This is a genomic window from Streptomyces sp. NPDC111507 (assembly GCF_055638955.1).
On the sequence record NZ_JBVKBU010000033.1, the window covers coordinates 1 to 23,218 of the forward strand.

The following is a 23,218-nucleotide window of genomic DNA, read 5'->3' on the forward strand; positions in this document are numbered from 1 at the left end:
ACACGGGCCCAGAGTTGCCAGTGATGCCCTAGTGCTGTAATCTAGTACTTGTCGGAAAGGGGAACGGCACCCCGGACCGACACCACCAACACCCAGCGCGACGCGATAGGAAGTGCACCATGACGACCACCCCGGCCACCGTCTCGATTCCCGCCCAGGCCGAGCCGACCGAGGCGCCCGCCCAGGTCGACCAGGAGCACGGCAGCCGGATCATCACCGCCCTGGAAGGCGCATGGGCCGCGATCCGCGCCCAGCACCCCGAGGTGCCGCGCGTCGTGATGATCACCGGCAGCGGCCAGGACGGCCGGGGGTCCCTCCGGTGGGGGCACTTCGGCGCCGACTTCTGGACCGTCGACAACGGACAGAAGAAGGGCCGCGCCCCCGAACTGTTCGCGGGTGGCGAGCTGTTGAGCCTCGGCGGCCGCCGCACCATGCAGACGCTTATCCACGAGGCCGCCCACGCCGTCGCCCACGTCCGGAAGATCAAGGACACGTCCAGCGCGGGCCGCTACCACAACAAGCGCTTCGGCAAGATCGCCGAAGAGATGGGACTCATCGCCCCGAAGGCGCCCGCGCCCGTCCTCGGTTTCTCGGACTGCCACATCACCGACGCCACCGCCGCCCGCTACGCCGCCGCGATTGAGGCACTGGACGCCGCCCGCCTGCCCTACGTCCACAACCCGCTCGCCATCGCCCTCGGCGGAGGCACCCCCGGCACCCCCAGCCCGACCGGTGGCGACGAAGACGACGAGAACGGCCAGAGCCAGGGCACCGAGGGCGGCCAGGACGACGAGGACGAGGGCGCCCCGCAGAAGCCCAAGAAGCGCCCGGCAACCCGCTTCCTGGTCATCTGCGGATGCACCAAGCCCGGCAAGGACGGCACCCCGGAGCCCGCCCGCCGCATCCAGATCAGCCGCGCCACGTGGGAGTTCGGGGGCGAGGACGGCGGACTCATGTGCGGGAAGTGCGGCGAGCCGTTCAAGAAGGCCCAGCAGGACGAGGAGCAGGCCGACGCCGGGTGACAAGCCCGGAAGGGGAGGGGGGCGCCCACCGGGCGCCCCCCTTGTCACGTGGTGCAGCTCGCTTCGCGCGTCGGCTCCGTGGCCAAGGTGCGGACCGTAGGCAGCACTTACGGTGCCGAGTCTCGGGGGGCGGGCCGCCGGGACGGACAGACCAATGGGGGAGTGGTGGCGGCTGGCTGTGGTGCCGCCGTACGGCCCTGGCGGCCGCACGGCTCCCTACCTCCGCCCGCCGGCGGTTTGGTGACAGGCCGTCAGAGGTGCCGTGCCGTGGCCGAGGCCCACCCAGGTAACCGGCCCAATCCCGATCCGACAAACGGACCATTAGCGTCATTCGGCACGGCAAACCCAGGAACCGCAAAGAAAGTTCCGCGCCACGCCGCTTGACTTGCTGCAAGACTCTGCGATCTCTGACAAGATCGCTCCATGAAAGATCGCCGAGGAGTGGGTGGGCCGCCGCGAGGGACACGGTTCCGCGCGCCTCACTACGACCCCACCACGGGCGAGGCGTACCGACCGGGCTCGAACTTCGAGCCCCAGAACGCCGTGAAGCTACTCAACATCTGCGAGCGACTGGACACCAGCGTGGCCGGTTTCCTCAACACGATGGTGGAGTTGCTGGAGGTGGACCCTCGAACGGGTCAGCCCGTCGGATGGCCGAATGCCGTACGCCTGAAGGAGGCCGGATGAACTAACCGGCCCATCAACTTCCTGGCCCCCTAAGCCGGGTGTTGGTTGGAGCCATCGGGGTCTCAGCTTCTCAACGGTTGTGGCGACCTGTTGCCGAGACTCCCGATCCCAGATCGAGCACGTAACCGCTGTCCGCCGGATTCCTAGGCCCGACAGCCGGGGCTTTCGTGCGTCCTCTAACACCGAGGGAGCGTTGCCATCGTAGCAGCGAGCCACGGTGGCGGTAGAGGCTTGCCTCAGACCGGTGTGTCATCGGCGCTTTATCAACAAGGTGACCTTTTCTCTGCCGCCGCCACGCCCGCATTCCCCCCTGTGACCGTACGTCGGCCAGGGGTTTCTAGCGTGCACACGCTAGAACTGTCAGTGCAGGCCAGGACCCTTACGCGGTTCCTCGGCGAGCTGTCCCCGCGTGCCCGCGTACGGGCCGCCGCCGGGACGCCCGAGGCCTGGCGGAACGTCTACCCGGACGCCGTGGCGGTCGCCGAGGTGGAGCCGGACCGGCCCGTGGCGATGTACCTGACCCGCCGTCAGCGCGGTGCGTACAGGTTTACGGCCGTCGTACTGGACTGCGACGCCAAGCGCGTGCCTGCCGAGCAGGCCGCCGCCGACGCCGAGTTGTTGGCCGACGCCGCCCGCGCCGAGGGCATCGAGCCCGTACCCACCCAGTCCGGCCCGAACGGCGGCCGCCACGTGTGGACCGGGTGCGCCGAGGGGGTGCCCGTCGCCACGGTGCGGAGGATCGCCCGCGCCGCCCGCACCCTGTGCCCGTCCGTCGACATCGCGCCCCTGATGAACCCGAAGGCCGGCGCGGTCCGCCCACCCGGCGCCGCCCACCGCCACGGCGGCCACAACGAGTTGACCGCACACACCATCGAGCAGGCCGTGAAGTCCCTCGGCTCCGCCTCGGCCCCCGCCGAGGCGTTCGAGCGCCTGGCCGTCCGGCTGGAGTCGATGGCCGCCGCCCTCACCGTCGAGCGGCCCACGAGGACGAGGCCCGCCCCGGCCCCCGCCGGCCGCCGCGTCGCCGAGGACGACGAGCACCAGGACGGCCCCGTACCCCCGTCGATCCAGCAGCGCGGACCGATCCAGCGCCCCGTCATCACCGACGCGGCCGGGTGCCCGCAGCTCGCCGTACCGTGGCGCCCCCTCGGCGAACGCGCCATGAAGGGACTCCGGCGGAAACTGACGCGCCATCACGACCACTCGCAGCAGGCCCACGCCCCCGCCCGATCCATGGCCCTGGCCGGATGGACCCAGGCCGAAGGGCTCGCCGTGGTGCGCGACGCCCAGTCGTCCCCCGCGCTGGAATGGCTCCGCAGCGAGCGCCAGCCGGACGGCACCCGGACCCCCCGCGCGGAGGAGGACACCGCCCGCCTGTGGGCCCGGGTGTGGTGGCTCGCCGTCCAGGACGCCGCCCGGATGCCCCGCAGGCCCGAGGACGACGGCGGCCGCCACGAGCGGACCGAGGCCGAGGTGGCCGTGGTCGACCTGTTCGCCCGGATGCGGGCCGCCGGCCCCGCACGGTGGGGACGGGAGTCCGGCCCCGCAGACGCCGCGATCCTGGCCGCCCTGGCCTGGCTCATGCTCACCGCCGGCACCACCGACGTGAGCGCCAACGTCCGCCGCCTCGGCGTGCTCGCCGGATACAGCCGCCAGACGGCATCCCTGGCCCTGTGGCGCCTCATCCGGGACGGATGGCTCACCGTCACCGCCGAGGCCGAGCGCAGGGCAGGCAAGGCCCGCCGGGTGACCCTGGCGACCGAGCACCAGTGCCCCGACCACCACGGCCACCAATGCGCCATCTACCAGGCCACCGACCACGTTTCACCAGTTCACCCGGGGTCTGACAGAAGGCGGAACGCCGCCGCGCCCCCCGCCCCCCAGAACCCCCCTGCCGACGTCCCCGCGCACCTCCGAACCCTCACCACCCACCAGCAAGCCGACGTGTGGCACTCCCTCGGCCACCACGCGGCCCGCACCCTGTGGGCGATCCAACAACAGGACCGCCCCACCCTGGCCCACCTCATGACCGCCACCGGCTACGGCCGCCGCGCCACCCTCCGGCACCTCCACCAGCTCCAGGCCCTCCAACTCACCACCACCGCCCGCCCCCGCCGAGGAACGACCACATACGCCGCCACGGGCCGCCCGCTGTACGAGGCCGCCAAGGAGACCAGCACCGCCGGACGCGTCGCCGGCCTGGCCGTGGACGCCCGCGTGGACCAGGCCGCGCACGAGTGGTGGTCGGCAGAGGAGGAATGGAGCGCGCTGCCCAGCGCCGAGAAGCGAGCCCGCGGACCCCGCCCCGGCCCGGACCAGATCGTCATCCCCGGCCAGGCCCCCGGCGCCCGCGCCTACCCGCGCCACCGCGACGGCCGCCCCGACCACCGCCGCGCCCGCCAGATCGAGGCCCAGCGCATCAACGCCACCGGCCTACTCGCCCACGCCCAGCAGCTCGCCCAGGCCGGACACCTCATCGACCCCGCCCACCTCAGCGCCACCGGAGCCGAGCAGCCCCAGCCCCGACGCCGCAAGCGCCCCGTCCTCCCCGCCCGCCAGCACTGCCGGCACTGCCACGCCGCCCCCGGCGAACGGTGCGTGACCTGGCGAGGCACCCCGGCCGCCGAGTGGCACGCCGCCCGCCGAGCCGCCGCCCAGCAGGCAGCCGAGGACCCGACACGCGGAAGCCAGCAGAACAGCGCGTGAGCCGCCCCCGGACGCGGTAGAGTCATCACCACGGCGGAACGAAGCCGGGCACCCGACCACCACGGCGGAGAAGCCCAGGAATCGCCCCGCCGGACCGGCAGCCCCAGCCGAACCGCCCACCGGGCGGACAAGCCGGCCCCCGCCTCACAGCGGGACCGAGCCAAGGCCAGGGAAACCTAGCGTGCACACGCTAGAACTGCCGCCACGGGTAACCGCCCGAACCGCAGCGGCCCACAGCCGCCGGGTTGGCGGAGTCCCCGAGCAGGACCAGTCGGCGAGAGGCCGGCCACCCACCACCCCCGGAAATTGGCACCCTCTCGCCAACGGCTAATTTCTGGAATACTAGAAACAATAATCTAGAAATGATAGACTGAGGTCATGACGCAGACCACCGAGACGAACCGCGACCCGTACGCGTACGCCTACCGCGTTGGCGGCCGTGTGCCCGCCGGCCCGTACGCCGGCCCCCTGGCCGAGACCGAGGGGCGCATGGGCATCGACGGCACGGCCGTCCTCACGGTGCGGGTTCACGACGCCGGCCAGCACGGCACCACCCGCCGCGAGGCCGCCGAGCGCCTGGCGTGGGGGTACGGCGTCCGTACCCGCCGGGTGTACGCCGACCTGTTGGCGGACCGGCTGGACCGGCATGCGCTCCGGATCGAGGGTGCCCCGCTCGCCGTCGCCCGGTTCGCCGCCGACCTCCCTGGGTTGCTCGCCGCCATCGAGGCCGCCGCCACGGCGATGATGCGCCGGCTCGCCGGATGGATGCGCGACTCGGCCCACGGCCAGCGGTGGACCGAGTACCACGGCCCGCAGGACTGGCGGACCGAACGCCGGTACTGGCGCCGCTCGTTCATCCGACACCTGGCCGATTTCGTCGGCCCCTACGCGCCGCAGGTCGACGTGCCGATGCCGGATTGGTCCGAGGACTGGCTGGGCATCCCGGCCCGGATCGCCCAGGCGACCGCCCCCACCATCGACACGGAGGCCGTGCGCGACCACATGGCCGAGGCCCTGTTGTTCGCCCAGGCCGTCACCGCCGAGCCCCGCATCATCGAGCCGACGCCGGAGCCGCGCACCCGGTACGCCAGCGTGTACGACGCGATCCACGCCCCGCAGGAGTACAGCCAAGAACTCGGCGACGTGGTCACCACGTACGGCCCCGACCCGGACGCCGGCACCGAGCTGGAGACCGCGGCCGCCGTCGAGGTCGAGGACGACGAGCGCCAGGCCGCCGAGGTCGAGGTGGACGAGAAGGTGACGGCGGCCGCAGTCGAGGCCTGCGCCGAGCTCACCGAGCCGACCACCGCGCCGCAGGTCAGCGCGCCGCCCACGGGCCGCCCGGCACCGGATCGAGTGGCGGCCGCCGTGCGGATTGTCCGCCGCCACCGTCCGTACGGCAGCATCAGGACCCACACCAGGCCGCAGGCCCGCACCCGGGGCCAGCTCAGGCCGCCCCAGCGCGCCGACCGGGCCGCCCCGTCGACCCGCCCCACCGGCACCACCAGGAAGGCCACCCCGCCCGTGACCGCCGACCACCGAACCCACGCCACCGCCAGCGGGGGGAACTGATGACGACCGCCCTTGACGCCGACGACGAGCACCAGGACCACGGGCAGGAAGCGGAAGAGGCGCCGTACGGCTACTGGCCGGAGCCGTGCGCCAACTGCGGGAAGTTGATCCCCCGGGCGAAGCCGTCCGGTGCCGGGCGGCCGCCGGAGTACTGCGACAGCACGTGCCAGAACGAGCGGAAGGCCGCGCGAGCCCGGGAACGCAACTCTCCGGGACTGCCGGGGCAGATCCTCCGCATGGAGGAGACCGTCACCAGGCTTGAACAGATCGCCGCCGACGCCCGGTTGGAGATGCAGAAACTCAACTCCCCCGAAGGCATCGAGGCCCGCCTAGCCGCCGCACGTGCCGCCAACGCCAGCGACGTGGCGGCCGCCAACCGCAAGGCCGCCGAGGCCGCCGCTGACGCCGCCAACGCGCGGTCCGAAGCCGGCCAGGCCGTAGCCGACCGGGAAGCCGCCGAGGCCGCCGCCGAACGCGACCGGGTGGCCCGCGAGGCCGCCGACGACGCGCGGGAAGTCGCCGAGCAAAAGGCCCGCCAGGCCGAGCGCGACAAGGAGACCGCCCAGGCCGGCCGAGCCGCCGCCGAGGCGCGGGCCGAGGAGGCCGAGCGCCAGCGGGCCACCGCCGAGAGCGAGCGCGACGCAGCCACCGAGGCCCGACAGCAAGCCGAGACCGCCCAGGCCGAGGCCGAGCGCGAGCGGGACCAGGCCCGCCGCGACCAGGCCGCCGCCGACGCTCGCCGCGCCGACGCCGAAGCCGAGCGAGGCCGCGCCGAGGCGCGGGCCGAGGAGGCCGAGCGCCAGCGGGCCACCGCCGAACGCGCCCGCGACGCCTTCCAGCAGGAAGCCGAACGCGCCGTTGAACGCGCTCAGCAGGCCCAGGAGGCCCAACAGCGCGCCGAGGCGCGGGCCGAGGAGGCCGAGCGCCAGCGGGCCACCGCCGAACGCGAAAAGCAGGAGTTGACCGAAGGACTCACCCGCGAGATCCAGGGACGGAAGAACGCCGAGCGCGAGCGCGACGCCGCCGGCGCGGAGGCAGCGGAGTCCAGCCGTCAGCGCGTCGCCGCCGAGAACCGCGCCGACCGAGCCGAGGAGCGCCAGGCCGCCGCCGAGGACCGGGCCGAGCGGGCCGAGTCGCGCGCAGACCGCCGCATCGGCGAGGCCGAGAAGCGACGGGACGAACTGGCGGAACAGCTCGCCACCGAGCAGACCGCACGACAACAGGCCGAGCAGGAACGGGCGGCCGCCGTCCAGCGCGCCGACGACGCCCAGGAGCGCGCCGAACGCGCCGAGCGGGAGCGGTCGGAAGCCGTCGCCGCCGCCGCCGAAGCCCGCCGACAGCTCGCCGCCGCGCAGGCCCGCGCCGAGATGCGCGCCGAGGCGGAGAAGTCGCCGGCCAGGCGAGGCAGGAAGGCGGCCGGGGACCCGCAGGAAGGACCCGGAAACTGACCACGACGACGAGCACCAGGCGGTGAAGCGTGCCCCTCGGCAGAGCACCGGGGGGCACTGCCATGCCCGCCGAGATACGCCGAACCACGGCGCCGAGCGAGCATCCTCCCGGAGTCCGTTTTTAGCGTGCACACGCTAGCCTAATGTGTGGCAGCGTCCCGGCCTTTCGCGCGTCCGTGCCATGTCCCGGGCCTGAGCGGGGGGTCCCTCCGGAGGGGCGGCAGGGCTCGCCCCTAGCGCGCCGTGCGTCGGGGTGTCCAGGATTCACCGCTTGCGGCGGCCGTAGGCCGTCCTGGACGCCCCGGCGTGCGGTGTGCTGGCCTCCGGTGCCGTCCATCCGGAGGGACACCCCGCGACCCACCACGTCCACCACCCACCGACCCGCACCCGAAAAACAGGGGGCCCTCTGGAAGGTGGCCGGGGGCGTGGGGGCAGAGCCCCCACATCACCACCCACACACCCGCACGGAAAAGTCCGGTGCCAGCCCCCGCCCCGAGGAAGGCATGGAAGGACCGGTCAGTACCCGTATTCGTACCGGTCGTCATCGGCGTCGTACGACCAGGGACCGCGCTCCGCCTCGGGCAGCCGAGGCGCCGTGCCGTCCGCCAACTCACGCAGCAGCCGAGCCGCGCCGGCCGCGTCCGAGGGTGCCCGATGGTCCCCGTACGGGAGTGTCTGCCACGTGTAGTTCTGCCAGTACGGATGCCACTGCCCGTACCACTCGGCGTACGGGTGCATGAGATCCACCCAGCGCGCCCGCCCGAGCCACGTCCGCGTGTACTCCACCGCCTCGGCCCCGACCAGGCCGACGACCGTGCGCGCGTGCCGATGCACTTCCCGGGCGATGCTGTGCAGGTCGTACCCGAGGTTGTAAACCGCGACCGTGCACCCCTGGATCGCTCGCCCCAAGGTGTCCATCACGTCCGAGAAAATCGGCGCCTCGGCCTCGGCCAGGGTGTCCGTCGTGATGCCGTGCACCTTGACCGCACCGGCCGCGAGGGGCGCCCGCGGATCGACCAGAGACGAGAACACCGGGGCGCCGGCACTGTCGCACACGCCCAGTTCCAGGACCCAGCGGTGAAGGTCGGTCGACTCCGTGTCGAGCACGACGACGGGCCCGGAGTCGAGCAGGGCCGCCGCCCATTCCTGCGGCCCGAGAGGCGTTGTCGGCAGCACTCCGGGCAGGGTTTCCCGCAGTACCGGAGCGAGCGCCGGCAGATCAACGGCGGCCCGTGCCTCGGCCCGGAACTGGCGACACGGGGCACACGTGCCGGTCTCCCCGTCGTCCGGCCGACCGTCGCCGTCATTCACCAGCTCGCCGCAGTCGAAGCACCGCCACGCGTGCAGAACGAACCGGGCCCGCGCGAGCGCCGCGAGCTGTGCGGCACTCGTCACCCGCTTGGGCCGGGCACCCCGCTTGCGGTACAGGGGCGCGTACCCCGTCTGCCCGTAGTACCGCCAGTACGCGTACGCCCTCGGCCGTTGCCGAGGCGCGACCGCCAGGCCCTCCCGCTTGAGTTGTCGAGGCGTGAGCAGCCCCGGGGGAAGGTCCCAAAACCGGTACACCGTCAGACCGCGATATGCCCCGTAAACCCTGTGCCCACCGGCCGCTTTTGCAGGCATTAAGAACCCCTTTCCGATTGCCTTTGCGGGGGGAGTATTACACAGTATCCACGTGCCATAAACGAGCACAGAGAATCGACCCAAGCCGAGGAAGTTTGGCTTTCCGCGCCGAAATGCATTCTAACTACCTTGTTTAAATGCGCTCCCATTTATCCACGTGCTTCTCGGTTCTATCCATCACTCAGAAGCGTGGCGATGGACTCGCGTGCGATGCGGCCCACGGTGTAGATCTGCCCCTGTAGTTCGAGCTTGCGTGCGCGCGCTCGCTTGGACCGCGAGGGCCGTAGCCCGATGAGGTTTTCTCGCTGGAGAGCCATCACCGCCGGCTCGCTCACCCGACAGGCCGCGAGTCGCGCAGCGTCGACCACATCGGCCGCGATATCCAACATCAGCTTTGCGCCGTAGCGTTCGTTTGGACTGCCCGGCCTACGACCCGAAAGCCGCTGTGCCTGCGCTTCCTCGGCGGTGAACGGCCGCCACGGGCCGGCCAGGTCCGGCAACGCGAGCCGGGCCCGCATCGCCGCCTCTGTGAGCTGTCCCATCCGGGGCCACCAGTCCGGCCGCCGCATGAGCATGGACACCCGAATCTCTTCGGGAGTCGGCTCACCTTTCCGCAGGCCAAGACGCTGCCTTTCCTCGGCAAGCCATTCCCACTCAGCGCGGTCATTTTCCCCGGCCAGACGAGCCAGCTCCTCGGCGTGGGAGGGCTGGAGCCACACGAGCGTGTTGACCTTGGCAACAGCATTCATCTAGTAACTGCCTAGTTTGATGACAGCCCCTCCGGCACCGCCGCGAAGCGGGCCGGAGGGGCTGCGGAGCGATGGGAGTCAGGACGCGTTGGGAGGCGAGGACGGCGATGTGGTTTCGGTGCCGCCCTCGGAGCCGGATCGGGTGCGACGAGTGCGGGAGCCCTTGGGCCGGCCTTGGGGTCGGCGGGTTGGTTCTTCGGCCCCCATCTTGCGGAGTTCGTCCGCGCTCCAGCCCGCAGCCGACGCGGCCGCATACGCGGCGCCGTACGTCTTGTCGGCGTCATCGAGGAAGGCTTGCAGCCGCTTGCGCTCGGCGATTGCCTCGGCGAGAGGTTTGATCACCTCCAGTCGCGAGGCGAGCATGTTTTCCGCGGTGGCCAGCATGGGCGACGACGTGTCGCCGGAAGGTGTGGTCATGCCCGCCATGGTAGCGCCGGCCACCGTCCACGCACACGGGATCTTCCGCCGTCAGGTGACTTGCGGCCGTCCTCTCGGGGGCACATCCCCCGAACCCCCTCACTGCACCTCCGGCGCAGTGCAGCCCTACCCCGGCACCCGACCCCCAGCGGCCTCCTACGTCGGAGCAAGTTAGTGGTTATTGTTCCAATAACCAGCGTGGCGGCCCCTGCCTCGCTATGCTCGGCGCATCGGGGCTGCCTTTTCGGTCCGGGCACGGACCGATGGTTGGGGCTGTCCCTCGAACGGGAACAGGGGAAATGACCAGCGACGCACCACGCGCCCGCCGCCGTGAACGACGGTCCGACAACCCACGCTCGTACCGCGTGAACCTGGCCTACAACGACACCGAGTTGGCGATCATTCACACGGCCGCGGCCCTGGCCGGCCTCAAGCCTGCCGCGTACGCCGCGCGGGCCGCGCTCGCTGTCGCCAAGGAGGAGGTTTCCCCGGCGCCCGTGGACGAGAAGGAGCGGTTGCGGATGCTGGGGGATGCTCGGGTGGCCGTGGACCGGATCGGCACCAACCTGAACCAGATTGCGCGCGTTCTCAACTCCGAAGGTGTGGAGACCCCGGAACGGTTTGACGCCGTCCTGGAACGGGTGGAGCGGGCTGTTCGGACGCTGGACGAGGCCACCATTGCCGTGATGGAAGGTCGGGCGTGATCCCGAAGAAGGCGAAGGCCGGCGCCCGTACCGCCGGCTTGCTGTACTACCTGTACGGGCCGGGCCGAGCGAACGAGCACACCGACCCCCACATGGTCGCCGCGTGGGGTGGCGGAGTGTTGGACCCGGCGCGGAGTTCCGGAGCGACGATCCCGAGTCTGGCCATGTTGCTGGACGCCCCGGTTTTCGGACTCGAAGGCAAGGCGCCAGATCAGCACGTCTATCACGTCCCGGTGCGGCTCGACCCGGGTGACCGAAAGTTGACGGACGAGGAGTGGGGGGACGTTGCGCGCGAGATTATGGACGCCTCGGGAGTCGCCATGAAGGGCGATCCGATGGGCGCCCGATGGGTGGCCGTGCGCCACGCCGACGACCATATTCACATCGTGGCGACGCTCGCCCGGCAGGACGGCCGGCCACCCGACGTGCGACGGGACATGGTGAAGATGCAACAGCGCGCGCGTGAGCTGGAGATCCGTTACGGACTCCGGCGACTGACGAGCGGAGACAAGACCGCGAAGCAGTGGCCGACGACCGCCGAACTGGAGAAGGGCAAGCGCAAGGGCCGCGAGGAGCCGCCCAGGGTGACACTGCAAGAGAAGGTACGTGCAGCCGCAGCCGGCGCCCGATCCGACGCTGAATTCTTCGCGGCCGTCGAACGCGCGGGACTCCGGCTCAAGACCCGCACCGCGCCCGACGGGAACGTCACCGGTTACTCGGTTGCGCTACCTGGCGACCGCACCGCAGGGGGCCGAGCTGTGTGGTTTTCCGGCAGCCGGCTCGCCCCCGATCTGTCGCTTCCGCGCGTCCGAGAGCGTTGGAGCGGGGCGTCCGCCTCTGCCATGACCGCCAACGCCGGGCAGGTCAATAACCGGGCCGCCGCATGGCAGCTCGCCGCCGAGCACGTGCACCAGGCCGCCGCCGTCCTCGGCCAGGCCGGCAACGAGGCCGGCGCCGGGGAAATGGTCGCCCTGGCCGACTTCCTGACCACCTACGCCGCCCAGGCCCCCGCCGCGGTCCGGGACGAGCTACGGGACGCAGCCCGCGCGTTCGAGCGGGCCGGACGCGCCCCGACCAGCCGCCGCATGGACAGCCAGGCGAGCGCCCATCTACGGGCAGCCACACAGCTACTCGTCATGGGGGCCGCCGTCGTCGCCGACGGCGGCGAGGCCGCCGCCGCCATCGCGATTTTGGTCGCCGCCGCCCTGGCCGTCGCCGCCGCGATGAAGTGGCACCAGGCCGCCCAGCACGCGGCACAGGAGCGCGCGGCCGCCCAGGCCGGTACCCACTTGCGGGCCGCCACCGAAGTGGCCCACGGCGCGAGCGTTGGCACCCGCGCCGGACGAGGACGCCGGGCCACCTGGCAGCGCACGACCATGCAGCCCGGCGGCCCCGCCCTTGTCGAGGCGTACGCGCCCGCCGTACGTGAGGCGATCCCGCACCTGGCGGAAACCGTCCTCGGCGAGGCCGCATGGCCAGCCCTGGCCGCGACACTCCGGCAGGCGGAAAACGCGGGATACAGCCCGGCCCGTGTGCTCGCCGAGGTGACGTCACTCCGCGGATTCGGCGACGCCGAAAGCGCGGCCGAAGTGCTGGTGTGGCGACTGCAACGACGGATGGACAGCGACACCCGCAGCAACTCCACCCAGACCCAGGAAACCGCCTCCCGGACAGCGGCCGCACCCACCGACACGACCGGCGCCATCGGGGAGGCCCGCACGCCCCCACCGTCGAAGAAGTCGGACGACGAGGACGGCGACGAAACCCCCACCACACCGACCGCACCGCCTCCCGTTGTCGGTCGAGGACCAGCAGCCGAATCCACTCCCCTCGGCGGCCCCGACGCACCGACCCTCGGCGAAGCAGTGCGCCAGGCAGTCCCCGCGTACGCGTCGGCAGTGCTCGCCGACCCCGCCTCGGCAACCCTGGCCGCCTATCTCGTGAAGGCGACCGCCGAGGGGCACCAGCCGGCGGAGCTACTGGCCGAAGTGGCCGGAGCCCGCGACCTGGCCGACGCCGACAGCGTGGCGCAGGTACTCACCTGGCGGGTGCAAGGCCGGTTGCGCCGTGCCGAACAGCCCACCGCACTCGCCCGCTCCGCCGGAACGAGGACGGCCCCCACGCCGACGACACCGACCACACCAGGCGAGCGCACAGCGGCCGATCGGGCCGCCCAGGAGGCGGCACAGCGCCGTAACCAGCAGCGCGGCAGAGGGAGGTAGAGCGCGAGACCGCAGGGCAGTCCCAGCAGCGGAAAAGGCCGCGTGCCGAGGGGGACCGGAAGCTAGCTTCATAGGTACGACAGCGACGCGAAACGAGGACATCATGACGACGCAGAACGAGGGAATCCGATGAGCGACAGCATGGCGATGGAGCGAGCCGCCAGCCACACCGGGCAGACGGCCGCCATCGCCCTCCAGGTACTCGTCATGGCGGCCCAGGCACTCCGAGAGCACCAGGAGCGCGAGGTGGCCCGCGCGGCCGCCGCCCCGGCCCCCGCCGCCGAGCCCGACACCTCCGGCGCATCCGATCCCGTCCAGGAGCCGGACCGCGATCCGGACCGGGACCGGTACGCCCAGTTGGTCCGGGACACCGTGGAGCCGCCCGCCGTGGCCGAGGCCATGGTGACCGCGCCGCAGTGGCCCCAGGTCGCGGACGAACTCCGGCGGCTGGAGAACGCGGGGGTGGACGTGGGCCAGTTCCTTGCCGACGCCACGCCCGTGATCGCACGCATTGACGCCGACATGCGCGCCGGCTCGCCGACGCCCGGCGTCACCGCCTCGGCCACGGCCACCACGCCCCGCAATCCGTTCGCCGCCCCGGCCGACGACAAGAGCGCCGAGCGCGAGGGCCCTGGCATGGTCAAGCAGTTCGTGGAGTGGGTGAAGAAGGTTGTCGAGGCCGTCAAGGAGTGGTTCCAGAAGGTCACCGGCCGAGGCGAGGACTCCGGCCTTGACGGCCGGGAAAAGGATCTCGCCAAGCACGGGGTCAGCCCACAGGAAAACACGCGGGCCGTGGTCATGGCGCGCGAGGCCATGGCCGACGAGCACGTGTTGGGGCAGTTGGTCCTCTCCCGCGAGTGGCCGGGCATCGCCGCGCAGATGAAGACGCTCCAGGAGGCCGGGCACGATCCGCGCGAGGCCCTGGCGGGGGTGCCCCTGCGGATGAAGCAGGCCGCCGACGCCGGTATCAGCCTCAGCCCGGCCGAGGCCGCCCGCGGATTGCTCAACGAGCAGGCCAAGACGCCCGTTCCGGCCCGCGCCACCACGGCGCCGGCACCCGCCAACAGCGCCTCGGCCGCCCCCCAGGCGACCCCGGCAACGACGCCGAGCGCCACCACGAGCGCGACCCCGGCAGCAGCTCCACCCCGCGCCGCAGCGGCCAACGCCCAGTCCACCACGGCGACCCCCGGAGCCAGCCCGGCCCCCGGCCCGCAGGCGTCCACGACGACCCCGACCCCGGCCCCCACGCAGGCCCGGGGACACACGCGCTAGCACTCAGCCCGAGGAGGAGAAACAACGATGGATCAGCACTCACGCACCCCCCAGCCCGCCGGCGACCCGGAGCCCGCCCGCAAGCCCCCGCACCGTCCCACCGGTCCGGGCGGAGACAGCGGCACGGGCGACCCGGAGGCCCTGCGCCTGGCGGCCGCGCTCGGCCGCAGCAGCGCCGACCACTCGGCCCGTGCTGACGGCGCTCTCGGCGAAGCGGACGCCGCCCGGGGACGTGCGGGCGAGGCCGACGCCCGGGGCGACCTCGGCACCGCCGGCGCCGAGTGGAGCGACGCGGCAGGGTTGGACGGAATGGCCGCCCACGAGGCCACCACGGCCGATATCGAGGCCCGCGCCGCAGCGGCCACGGCGACGTCCACCACCGTGCAGCCGGCCGCCCGGGGAGGACGACAGTCCGGGCCCGCGTCCAGCGGGCAAGGCCGAGGTCAGACGCCGCAGGCCGCCGCTTCACCGCCGCGCCGCATCCAGTAGAACCCGCGCACGCCAAAGGGCCGGAGGGGAATCCCCTCCAGCCCTTTGGCGTGTACACGCTAATTCTAGGTGGTCACCGGTTCCGGCACTGCCTCGGCGGCCGTCCTGGCGCCCGGCAGCGGGAGCACGGGAGGCGACGGCAGGTCGGTGTGCTGCGAGCGGTCCGGGTTGGTCATGCAGCCCCCGAACGGCCCGGACGCGTCCCGGAGGTGGGCCACCATCGGGTCCAGGTGGTCACGGTGCCATACGGACGGACCGGTACGGCCGCACGTCTCCGGATCGGTGAGTTCCTGCCAGGCCAGCCACGCGGCGTGAAGCCGGGCGACCGCCGCCGGGTGCGCCCACCAGCTCGCGCACCACGTCGCTGACGAGGACACCTCACTGAGGTACGTGGGCACCAGGAGGTTGGCCACCCACTCCGCGAGGGCGGCCAACTCGGTGGCGTACTCCTCACCCGACAGCCGCAGGATGAACGGCGGAGTCTTGGGCTTCTCCTTCTTCTGCTTGCCGTCGTCCTGGCCGCCGCCCTCCCCCTCCCCCTTGCCGGCGGAGGCGAGTTGGTTCACCGCGTTGGTGTTGTGCTCCAGCTGAGAGGCGAAGCCGTTGACGATGGCCCGCAGGTCTTCCACGTCCTCGGCGATGCCGTCGAGGGTGGGAGCGTCCTCACTCATGCTTCGATCACCTTCCGAGAAGCCCGCTCGGCGATCCGCCGGGTTTCCTGCTTGGCGGCCGCCGTCCGCTCGGCCGCGCCCGGCTCCAGGTACCAGGGCCGCAGCCGGATCATGCCGACCCGTACGCCCGTGGCCAGCAGCAGGGCCCGGCCCTTGGGCAAGGCCCGGATCTCGGCAGCTTCCATGACCCGCTCGCGGCGGCGCGAGGTGCTAACGCTGCGGCCCGTTGAGCCGTGGCTCACCGAGGATTCGTGGACCTTGTGCTCACCCACGAGCCGGCTCACGTCCTCGGCGAAGTCCGCGTCATCGAGGCCGGAGCCCAGGGCCTTGACCGTGGCGGCCGACCACAGCGCATCCATGCCCGCCTCCCCCCACACCCGGACACCCTGGCGGTAGCTCTGCAGGATGGTCATGGGGACGACGCCACGGGAGCCGAGGTGCGAGTACAGGTCGGGCAGATCTTCGATCCGGCACACGTTCGCGGCCTCATCGAGGACCGCGACCAACGGGGCGTCGAGCCGGCCCCCGGCCCGCTCGGCGGCCGCCATCGCGGCCCGGAGCACGGCATCAGCGGCCGCCGCGATGACGCCGGCCGCCGACCCGCCGCCGTCTTTGGACAGCAGATAGAGGGTGTCCCGGGTGCGTACGAAGTCCGCCGGCCGGAACTCTTTCGCCCGGGGGTCGGGGGTGACCCACGCTAGGGTCTCGGGGTCGAGGAGGCAGGCGACGCACTGACGGGCCGTCTCATAGATGCCGTCCCGGGTGTCCGCCGCGCCCGCCACGGTGCTGGCGAGCTGTTGGGCCAGCGCCTCTTTGCGGGCCGCCTTGAGGGCGTTCACCGGCCCTCGGTCCGAGGGCGTGGACAGCCAGGCCAGCACGTCCGCCACCGAGCCGTCCGAGACGGCGGCCGCGTGGAACAGCGCCGTCAGCAGGTTCTTTGCGGCGCCCATCCAGAAGTCACCGCGGCTCTTCTCGTCCGTGGTCGCCGCGATGAAGTGCGAGGCGAGGCGGCCGGCGCCCTCAATGGTGCGGGCGCCCGCCAGCATGTTCCACCACAGCGACCGCTCGGCGTGCGTGATTCCCTGCGGGTCGATCGTCCAGACCGTCCCCACCTTCTCCCGCTCGGCCTTGGTGACGTTGTAGACCTCCCGCTCACCGATCTTGTTCGAGGTGAACAGGACGGCGCCCGGGGCCCGTTGGACGGCCGGAATCGCCAGCGCCGTCGACTTGCCCGAGCGGGGCGCCATGATGGCCAAGATCACGTCTTCCCACGACGCCCGGAGTTCGGGGCCGTGCGGCTGGTCGAGGTTGCCGAGCAACACCCCCGTGTCGTCCGGCAGTGCCGGCGCCTCCAGCTTGTCCAGCGAGGGCCGCAGCTCGCGGGCCCGCGCCGTCATCGCCTTGGGCGACAGCGGCGCCATCTCCCGCAGGCTGGCCAGGCCGGGGCGGTGGGAGAACCACCGACGCCAGACGTAGAAGCCGCCCGCGGCGAGGAGCGCGAGCACCAGGACCAGGAGCACGACCATGCCGACCGTGGCGGCCGTCGCGTGCCCTGGCCACAGGGCACCCGGGCCGTGGCCCAGGAGGCGGAACACCGACTTCACCGACGTGTCCGGCCAGGCCCAGCCGCCGCCGACGAGGGCGACGCCGAGGGTTCCGCCCAGGCTTCCGGCCAGGTACAGCGCTCCCCCGCCGAAGATCACGCCCACAATGGCCGCAGGGGCGGCAATGCCGCCCCCGGACCCCGCGCCGTTGTCGTTCACTCGCTCACCTTCCGCCGCATCGCCGCATCCGTGTCGTACAGCTTGGTTTCCGCCTCGGTCAGGTCGAGGCGGGCCGGGGCACCGGCCCGGGTACCGATCTTGATCAGGTACTTGCCGCGCCCCGGGTGGCGCTGATTCGTGCCGTCCACGCCCGTGATGCTCGGCGCGGACCAGGAGGCCACGAGGCTCTGTTCCTCGGAGGTGAGCGGCCGTTGGGCGTTGACGCGCTCCAGCTCGCCCGCCGACAGCGCGCCCAGGATGAGCGAGTCGCAACGGTCCATCAGGCCCAGTGCCTTGGCCCGATCCTCCGGCGAGGGCAGCGACTCAGGGTCGCGGAGCGAGTGCGTGACGAAGATCGTCACTTCACCCTTGGACCGGTTGAGGCGGGTCATGCCGTCCATGGCCTCCACCATCCCCGGCCCGGCCCGCAGGGCCCGCCACATCTCATCGAGCGGCAGCACCAACGGGCGGTCCATCATGCCCAGCGCCCTGGCCGAGTCGATGGAGCCGTACGCGTACGACCAGGTGGCCAGCAGGCCGGAGGCCACCACCTGATCACCGGCCGTCAGGAGCGCGGACAGGTCCACGCTCAGGGCCGGGGCGTCCAGGTCGAGCGGCTGTGTGGTCGGGCCGTCGAAGAGGCCGGCCAAAGGGCCCTGGCACAGGTTCTCCAGCGCCAACGTGACCTCTCGGACCAACGTCCGGTAGTCGTCCACGTTGTCCACGAGGAGCTTGTTCCACAGCTCTTTGGGGCCCTCCCGCAAGACCCGCACCACGTCCGGGATCACCGGGTCATCGGCCAGGGCCTCACTGACCCGTTCCACCGCAGCGGCCACCACGTTGGCCTCGGGGGCCGTGGCCCGCCGGCCGAGGCCGTGCGGGGTGGCGAGGAGGGCGTGGAGCAGGTCCGAGCGCCGTCCGTTGATCTCCGCCAGCAGGACCCTTTGCCGATCTTCGGGCATCGTGTGCAGCCGGCGCCTCAGGGGCCCGGAGTCCAGCGGGTTGAGGCGGTCGAGGCCCCGGCCGATGCGGACGACCTGGCCGCCGAGCCCCCGCACCAGGGGCGCGTACTCGCCCTTGACGTCGCCCGGGACCACGATCATGGAGCCGTACGAGGAGTACACCAGCGAAATCCGCTTGGTGATCGCGGACTTTCCGGCGCCAGGCTGAGCCATGATCCACACGCCGGGGTTCTGGACGAGGCGCCCCACCCAGCCTTGCGGGTCGAAGCACACCATTTCGCGGGTGAGGAGGTCGACGCCGATCGGCACGCCCTCGGGAGGCAGCGGAGCCCCCAGGACGAAGGGGAACAGGCCGCCGACCTCGGTTGTGCTGCCGAGGTAGACCGCGCCACGGTCGACGTGAGGGCTCCGCCCGGACCCGGCCCCGCGCCAGCCTCGGCGCGGAGCCACCACCTTCCCGTTCAGCCGCCAAGCGGTAGGCTCCGCCCCGGCGGTCCCGGCTTCCTCATAAAGCCGGGACCGCTGTGCGTCCTGCGCCGGACGGTTCTTTCGCCTTCTCATCAGTTCCTTTCTGGGGTCAGGTCAGGCGAGCGGGTGCACGCCGACCGGCAGGCCCGCCACGAACGCGGCGGACTGGCCGCCGTAGGCGTACCGGAACCGCAGGCCACCGGCCCGCTTCGCGATCTGCTCAACTTCCCGCGTAGCGGCGGTGAGGTCTGCCGGATTGGTCACGGTCGTGGTGATGTAGATCGTCCACTGTGCGAGGCCGGCGCCGTACGCTTCTTGTTCCGCGGTACGGTCGGCGGCCGCCGCGTCGGCCCGCTCGCGGCGGGTGGTGGTGCGCTGTGAGCGACGGCGCCACTCCTCACGCGCGTCGGAGGCGTTCAGCTCGCGTTCCACCACGGCGGCCGCTTCCTCGGTCGGCAGGACGCGGTACCCGATGGTGATCCGCCGCACGAAGCGCCCCGGCGCCATCAGCGGCAACAGCACGTCGTACGTCACCGGCTTGCGGGGAGCCTCCCGCAGCACCCACGAGACGGACATGGCACCGTCGTGGCGGTAGTCGGTCCATCCTTCCTCGGCGGCCGCCGGCCCCGCCTCATCCCAGGTCAGCGCGTCCCAGTCCTTTTCGGAGGCGTCCGCGTCCTCGGGACTGAAGGCGCCCCGGACGAGGCGGATGATGTCCGTGTCCGTGGCCCGCCGGAGCACGTCCGCCCCAACTCCGGTCAGGTCAACGCCATCGAGGCGCCGCAGTGCCTCGGCCGCAGCCTCTTCCGGGGAGTCGGGGCGGTCGACCGCCCGGCCCGGCGAGGTCACGAGGGTGAGCCAGGCCATGAGCGAAGCACTGGCACGCGGGGAGGTCTTGACGAGCTCGTTCACCGTTGCCTTGGCCAGGTCCGGCGCCCTGTCGTCGACCCGCCCCCGCACGTGATCGCCCAGGGCCGCACCGGACGCCGGGGTGATCTGAAGTGTGACCGTGGCCGCGTCCACGCTGTCCTCATTGGCGAGCGAGGCCAGCGTGTCCCCCCAGCTCGCCACGTTGGCGTTCACCTGCTGACGGTTGGCCAGCAGCGCACCGCCCGGCGACAGCAGCAGCGTTGACGCCATCTGCCCGGTTGCCTGATTCCACACCAGGCCGGCCCGCCCCGCGCTGGAGTCCTCCACCCGCAGGAGCTTGGTCGGTGCCAGCACGCCGGGCAGGTCGAGGGCCTTGGGGTGGGGCAGGTACAGACCCCGGTAGCTGGTCTCTCCCCGCCAGGCCGCCCACTGCCAGCGCGCCCGGCCCACGGCCAGGTCCAGCAGCGGCATCCCGTGCCGCTGCCAGCAGGCCAGCACGATGACCACCAGGGCGAGCGGCACCGACGCCAGGAGGGTGCGCAGTCCCGCGACGTTGGCGAAGAAGATGGGCACGAGGATGCTCACGACGACGACCAGCGTCTGTTTGCCGTTGAGCAGGCCGATCCCGAGGGAGCGGGACCGGCGCCACCCGCCGTACAGGCGGGCAGACTGTTCCGTGGTTGACATGGCTTACTGCCCTCCGTTGTTCTGGCCCGGACCGGGCCCGTTGTTCCCGGCCTCGGCCGCGCGGACGGCGATCGTCACGTTGCCGCCACCGGCCGAGTTGTTCGCGGCACCGGCAGACGAGCTGCCCCCACTCGGGCCGGCACCGGCAGACGGGCCGCCGTCCTGGCCCTGGCCCTGGCCGTCGCGGCCGCCCCCGGATTGCTTGCCGGGGCCGCCCTGTTGCTGCGGAATGCCGCCGTCCTGGCCGCCCATGGTGCGGCCAGCCCCATCCACGCCGGCCTTGGCCGTCTGTGCGGCCGCCATGGCGGGGTGGGCTCCGGCAGCAGCCCCACCGGTAGCGCCGCCAGCGGCTCCGGCCTTGGCCATGGCCTGTGCGTGCTGGACAGCGGACGTCGAGGAGCCCCCGCCGTCGCCCTTCCCGCCCCCGCTCATCAGCCCCATCAGGCCGCCGGCCCCCGCCAGAGCGCCGGAGAAACCGCCGCTCGTAGCCCCGGCCACTGCCGCGCCCAGCGGCGCGAACAGCGCCATCAGGTGCTTCAGCGCGAAGACGGACAGGACCAGGGTCACGACGCCCCGGAACCAGTCCACGAAGTCGTTGCCGTTGGCGAGCTCAACGAACCCGGCCGAGATGATCAGCGCGGCCGCCGGCTTGTAGACGATCACGACGCCGATACTCGTGTAGATCCTCGGGAGCCATTGCTTTGTCTTCTCTCCGCCGATCTGGCCCGCGCCCGCGATCGGCAGCATCAGGGCCTGAATCGGGATTGCCGCCTGCCGGAGGAAGTTCAACAGGAATTGAACGCCGCCGATCAGGAAGACGATGCACGCCATGACCAGAAGGCCCATGGGATTGAATGCCTGCGGCAGGAGCATGGCCACCACGCGCCCGGTCAGCTTGGCATCCCCGTGGAACGCCACATTGATGATTGCCTGCGTGAGCTGATCCGAGGCGACGAGCAGAGAGTCAATGACGGTGACGCCCAGCACGCACACCAGAACATTGATGACCAGGCCCTGTAGCGCGTCAGCCAGTGGCTTTCCCTTGCGCTGGATCATGGCCCGGATGCCTTGCATTATCACCAGAAGGATGGCGATCATTTCGCCGACGCCCAGCATCAGGGCTTGCAGGGAGAATGTGACTGTTGAGCCGTCAGGTAGCTTGCCCGTTTGGGAATCCGTGACCCCGGAGTCCTTTACTTGGATGCTCGGAGTCGTCAGCCACCAAGTAAGCCCGATTTTGAGCATCTGGGCTACGAATTCGCCCATGCCGTCAGCCATGGGTTTGACGATGGTGTTTGACAAGGCATCTGACACTGCCTTCTTGGCCGCCGGCGCGACGATCTTTCCGGCGACGCAGGCGGCGCCTCCGGCAGAGCCGAGAACCGGAGTCAGAACGACGTTGCAGGCCGTGTCCCACCAACTGAAGCCGCCGGAGGGTAGCCGTTCGGGAGCGGACGCCGGCACGGCGGCCGCCACGGTGGCGGGAGGTGCCGCCATGGCCGGGGTAGCCGCAGGCAGCAGCAGCGCCAGGACCACGGCGACGAACAGGCCGCGCAAGGCTTTCATCGGGTGTCGCCTTCCTGAATCGCGGACCAGCCAGCGGTGTTGAAACCGGCAGTGCCGAGGTCGGACGCGTCGGGACTGGTCTGCGGGGCGCCCGTCTTCGAGTGCCAGTCGTTCGCGGTCCATACGTAGGTGTTCGTGGTGGCGATGAGCTGCGTTGTTTCCGCCGTGCCGCTGCCGGGGGTGTAGACGACCCGGGCGAGGACGGACACCTTCACCTCGTCGGCGGTGGCCGCCGTGAACTGCACCCCGATGACGAACACGTTCATGTGGGCACCCGAGGGGAGGGCGCCGGTTCCGGGAGCGCCCGCGCTCAGCCGCGAGTTGGTGGTGGACTTCCGCGCCTCTTCCTTTACCGTGGCTGCCTCGGAGGGCACGGTGTACACGCCGGCGGCCGTCGCAGCGGCGTCCGGGTCCCAGCTCCAGCCGTAGCGGACACTGGCCACGGCCGCAGCGGCCGCACCCTCGGGGGTGTGCCCGAACTGGACGGGCAACCCGTCCTTCTTGCCCTTGCCGGAGGGCAGGACCGCCCACTTCTCAGGCGCGACGTATCCGCCGTCCGAGGAAGCGGTGGGCAGCGGCGAGGCCGAGGCGGAGGGCACCGCCGACGAGGACGGGCCCGGGGCAGCGGACGGGGAACCGCCGCTGTTGGCCACCAGGACGACCACCACGGCCGCCAGGACCACGATCACGCCGCCGGCGGCGAACAGCAGCCGGCGCATACGCCGGGTCGCCGCGCGTTGCAGGTCGAGGGTCATCGGATCAGCCGCCCATCAGCGCGGTGACGATGCTCACCGAGAGCGTCACCACCGAGCCGCCCGCGATGACCCAGACCAGGCCGCCGGCGCCCTCGGCCGAGAGGTGGGAGCGGTTGCGGCGGCCGACCATCATCATGATTCCGCAGGCGATGAAACCCATCACGCCGGCGAACATGCCGATGTACTTCCCCCACGAGATCCAGTCGGAGAAGGTCTTACCCATCCCGGGGGGAGCCTGGGGGCCCGGGTTGGGGAGGCTGTCCGCCAGGACCGTCAGGTGGTGCGGATCGAACACGAGGTTTCCCTTCATCAGTCGGAGAAGCCGAGGGAGGCCCGCAACTCTCGGCCGGCCTTGGACACCGGAGTGTCCGTCAGGGCCTCGGCGGGGTCATCGACCAGCCGAAGCCGGTAGAGGTACGGCACGTGGGCGATGCCCAGCGTGCGCGGGGCCACGGTCCGCAGCCGGTAGCGGACAGGCAGCGGAGGCCGCAGCGGGGCGTCACGGATGACGACGAGATACGGCCTCGGGATGCTCGGGTGCCAGCGGTTCAAGAGGTCTTGAGTC

20 protein-coding genes are annotated in these 23,218 nt (G+C 71.8%); 9 read left to right on the plus strand and 11 right to left on the minus strand.

Annotation, left to right across the window (positions count from 1 at the left end):
• The first annotated feature begins 119 nt into the window (after positions 1 to 119).
• The 5 genes from ACZ7M2_RS50910 to ACZ7M2_RS50930 all read left to right on the plus strand — a co-directional run bounded on the left by ACZ7M2_RS50910 (position 120) and on the right by ACZ7M2_RS50930 (position 7,435).
• On the plus strand, positions 120 to 1,022 hold the full coding sequence (locus tag ACZ7M2_RS50910) for a hypothetical protein (protein ID WP_471601125.1): 903 nt from the start codon (positions 120 to 122) through the stop codon (positions 1,020 to 1,022).
• A 423-nt stretch (positions 1,023 to 1,445) separates the two neighbouring features.
• Positions 1,446 to 1,709: a hypothetical protein gene (locus tag ACZ7M2_RS50915; RefSeq protein ID WP_331720783.1), complete on the plus strand. Its 264-nt coding sequence runs from the start codon at positions 1,446 to 1,448 to the stop codon at positions 1,707 to 1,709.
• A gap of 342 nt (positions 1,710 to 2,051) precedes the next feature.
• On the plus strand, positions 2,052 to 4,415 hold the full coding sequence (locus ACZ7M2_RS50920) for a zinc finger domain-containing protein (protein WP_471601126.1): 2,364 nt from the start codon (positions 2,052 to 2,054) through the stop codon (positions 4,413 to 4,415).
• A gap of 378 nt (positions 4,416 to 4,793) precedes the next feature.
• Positions 4,794 to 5,987: a hypothetical protein gene (locus ACZ7M2_RS50925; protein ID WP_471601127.1), complete on the plus strand. Its 1,194-nt coding sequence runs from the start codon at positions 4,794 to 4,796 to the stop codon at positions 5,985 to 5,987.
• Complete coding sequence (locus ACZ7M2_RS50930; RefSeq protein WP_471601128.1) at positions 5,987 to 7,435, plus strand: hypothetical protein; 1,449 nt, start codon at positions 5,987 to 5,989, stop codon at positions 7,433 to 7,435. Before ACZ7M2_RS50925 ends, ACZ7M2_RS50930 begins: the two co-directional genes overlap by 1 nt.
• A 516-nt stretch (positions 7,436 to 7,951) precedes the next feature.
• On the opposite strand, the gene ACZ7M2_RS50935 is transcribed toward ACZ7M2_RS50930, so the two are convergent.
• The 3 genes from ACZ7M2_RS50935 to ACZ7M2_RS50945 form a co-directional block, all read right to left on the minus strand.
• On the minus strand, positions 7,952 to 9,001 hold the full coding sequence (locus tag ACZ7M2_RS50935) for a 3'-5' exonuclease (RefSeq protein WP_471601129.1): 1,050 nt from the start codon (positions 8,999 to 9,001) through the stop codon (positions 7,952 to 7,954).
• 227 nt (positions 9,002 to 9,228) lie between these two features.
• Positions 9,229 to 9,807, minus strand: a complete 579-nt coding sequence (locus ACZ7M2_RS50940) for a hypothetical protein (RefSeq protein ID WP_471601130.1) — start codon at positions 9,805 to 9,807, stop codon at positions 9,229 to 9,231.
• A 78-nt stretch (positions 9,808 to 9,885) separates the two neighbouring features.
• The gene (locus ACZ7M2_RS50945; protein ID WP_471601131.1) at positions 9,886 to 10,224 is read right to left on the minus strand and encodes a hypothetical protein; all 339 of its coding nucleotides are present in this window, start codon (positions 10,222 to 10,224) and stop codon (positions 9,886 to 9,888) included.
• 299 nt (positions 10,225 to 10,523) lie between these two features.
• Here ACZ7M2_RS50945 and mobC point away from each other — a divergent pair, with 299 nt between their 5' ends.
• The 4 genes from mobC (at position 10,524) to ACZ7M2_RS50965 (ending at position 14,911) form a co-directional block, all read left to right on the plus strand.
• Complete coding sequence (gene mobC, locus ACZ7M2_RS50950; RefSeq protein ID WP_331720794.1) at positions 10,524 to 10,928, plus strand: plasmid mobilization relaxosome protein MobC; 405 nt, start codon at positions 10,524 to 10,526, stop codon at positions 10,926 to 10,928.
• Positions 10,925 to 13,150, plus strand: a complete 2,226-nt coding sequence (locus ACZ7M2_RS50955) for a relaxase/mobilization nuclease domain-containing protein (RefSeq protein WP_471601132.1) — start codon at positions 10,925 to 10,927, stop codon at positions 13,148 to 13,150. Before mobC ends, ACZ7M2_RS50955 begins: the two co-directional genes overlap by 4 nt.
• 129 nt (positions 13,151 to 13,279) lie before the next feature.
• A complete protein-coding gene (locus ACZ7M2_RS50960) occupies positions 13,280 to 14,422 on the plus strand; it encodes a hypothetical protein (RefSeq protein ID WP_471601133.1) in 1,143 nt (380 codons plus the stop codon).
• Positions 14,423 to 14,449: 27 nt separating this feature from the next.
• Positions 14,450 to 14,911, plus strand: a complete 462-nt coding sequence (locus ACZ7M2_RS50965) for a hypothetical protein (RefSeq protein ID WP_471601134.1) — start codon at positions 14,450 to 14,452, stop codon at positions 14,909 to 14,911.
• Between the two features lie 65 nt (positions 14,912 to 14,976).
• Here ACZ7M2_RS50965 and ACZ7M2_RS50970 read toward each other — a convergent pair whose 3' ends face one another.
• The 8 genes from ACZ7M2_RS50970 to ACZ7M2_RS51005 all read right to left on the minus strand — a co-directional run bounded on the left by ACZ7M2_RS50970 (position 14,977) and on the right by ACZ7M2_RS51005 (position 23,205).
• A complete protein-coding gene (locus tag ACZ7M2_RS50970) occupies positions 14,977 to 15,582 on the minus strand; it encodes a DUF4913 domain-containing protein (RefSeq protein ID WP_471601135.1) in 606 nt (201 codons plus the stop codon).
• Entirely contained in the window at positions 15,579 to 17,345 is a 1,767-nt protein-coding gene (locus ACZ7M2_RS50975) for a type IV secretory system conjugative DNA transfer family protein (RefSeq protein WP_471601136.1), read from the minus strand. The genes ACZ7M2_RS50970 and ACZ7M2_RS50975 overlap by 4 nt, the downstream gene beginning before the upstream one ends.
• Entirely contained in the window at positions 17,342 to 18,757 is a 1,416-nt protein-coding gene (locus ACZ7M2_RS50980) for an ATP-binding protein (RefSeq protein ID WP_471601137.1), read from the minus strand. The genes ACZ7M2_RS50975 and ACZ7M2_RS50980 overlap by 4 nt, the downstream gene beginning before the upstream one ends.
• A 132-nt stretch (positions 18,758 to 18,889) precedes the next feature.
• Entirely contained in the window at positions 18,890 to 20,332 is a 1,443-nt protein-coding gene (locus tag ACZ7M2_RS50985; protein WP_471601138.1) for an SCO6880 family protein, read from the minus strand.
• Positions 20,333 to 20,335: 3 nt separating this feature from the next.
• Positions 20,336 to 21,898: a hypothetical protein gene (locus tag ACZ7M2_RS50990; RefSeq protein ID WP_471601139.1), complete on the minus strand. Its 1,563-nt coding sequence runs from the start codon at positions 21,896 to 21,898 to the stop codon at positions 20,336 to 20,338.
• Positions 21,895 to 22,653, minus strand: coding sequence for a hypothetical protein (locus ACZ7M2_RS50995; protein WP_471601140.1), 759 nt, complete (start codon positions 22,651 to 22,653; stop codon positions 21,895 to 21,897). The genes ACZ7M2_RS50990 and ACZ7M2_RS50995 overlap by 4 nt, the downstream gene beginning before the upstream one ends.
• 4 nt (positions 22,654 to 22,657) lie before the next feature.
• The gene (locus tag ACZ7M2_RS51000; RefSeq protein WP_360274328.1) at positions 22,658 to 22,948 is read right to left on the minus strand and encodes a hypothetical protein; all 291 of its coding nucleotides are present in this window, start codon (positions 22,946 to 22,948) and stop codon (positions 22,658 to 22,660) included.
• 14 nt (positions 22,949 to 22,962) lie between these two features.
• On the minus strand, positions 22,963 to 23,205 hold the full coding sequence (locus ACZ7M2_RS51005; RefSeq protein ID WP_471601141.1) for a hypothetical protein: 243 nt from the start codon (positions 23,203 to 23,205) through the stop codon (positions 22,963 to 22,965).
• Positions 23,206 to 23,218: the final 13 nt, after the last annotated feature.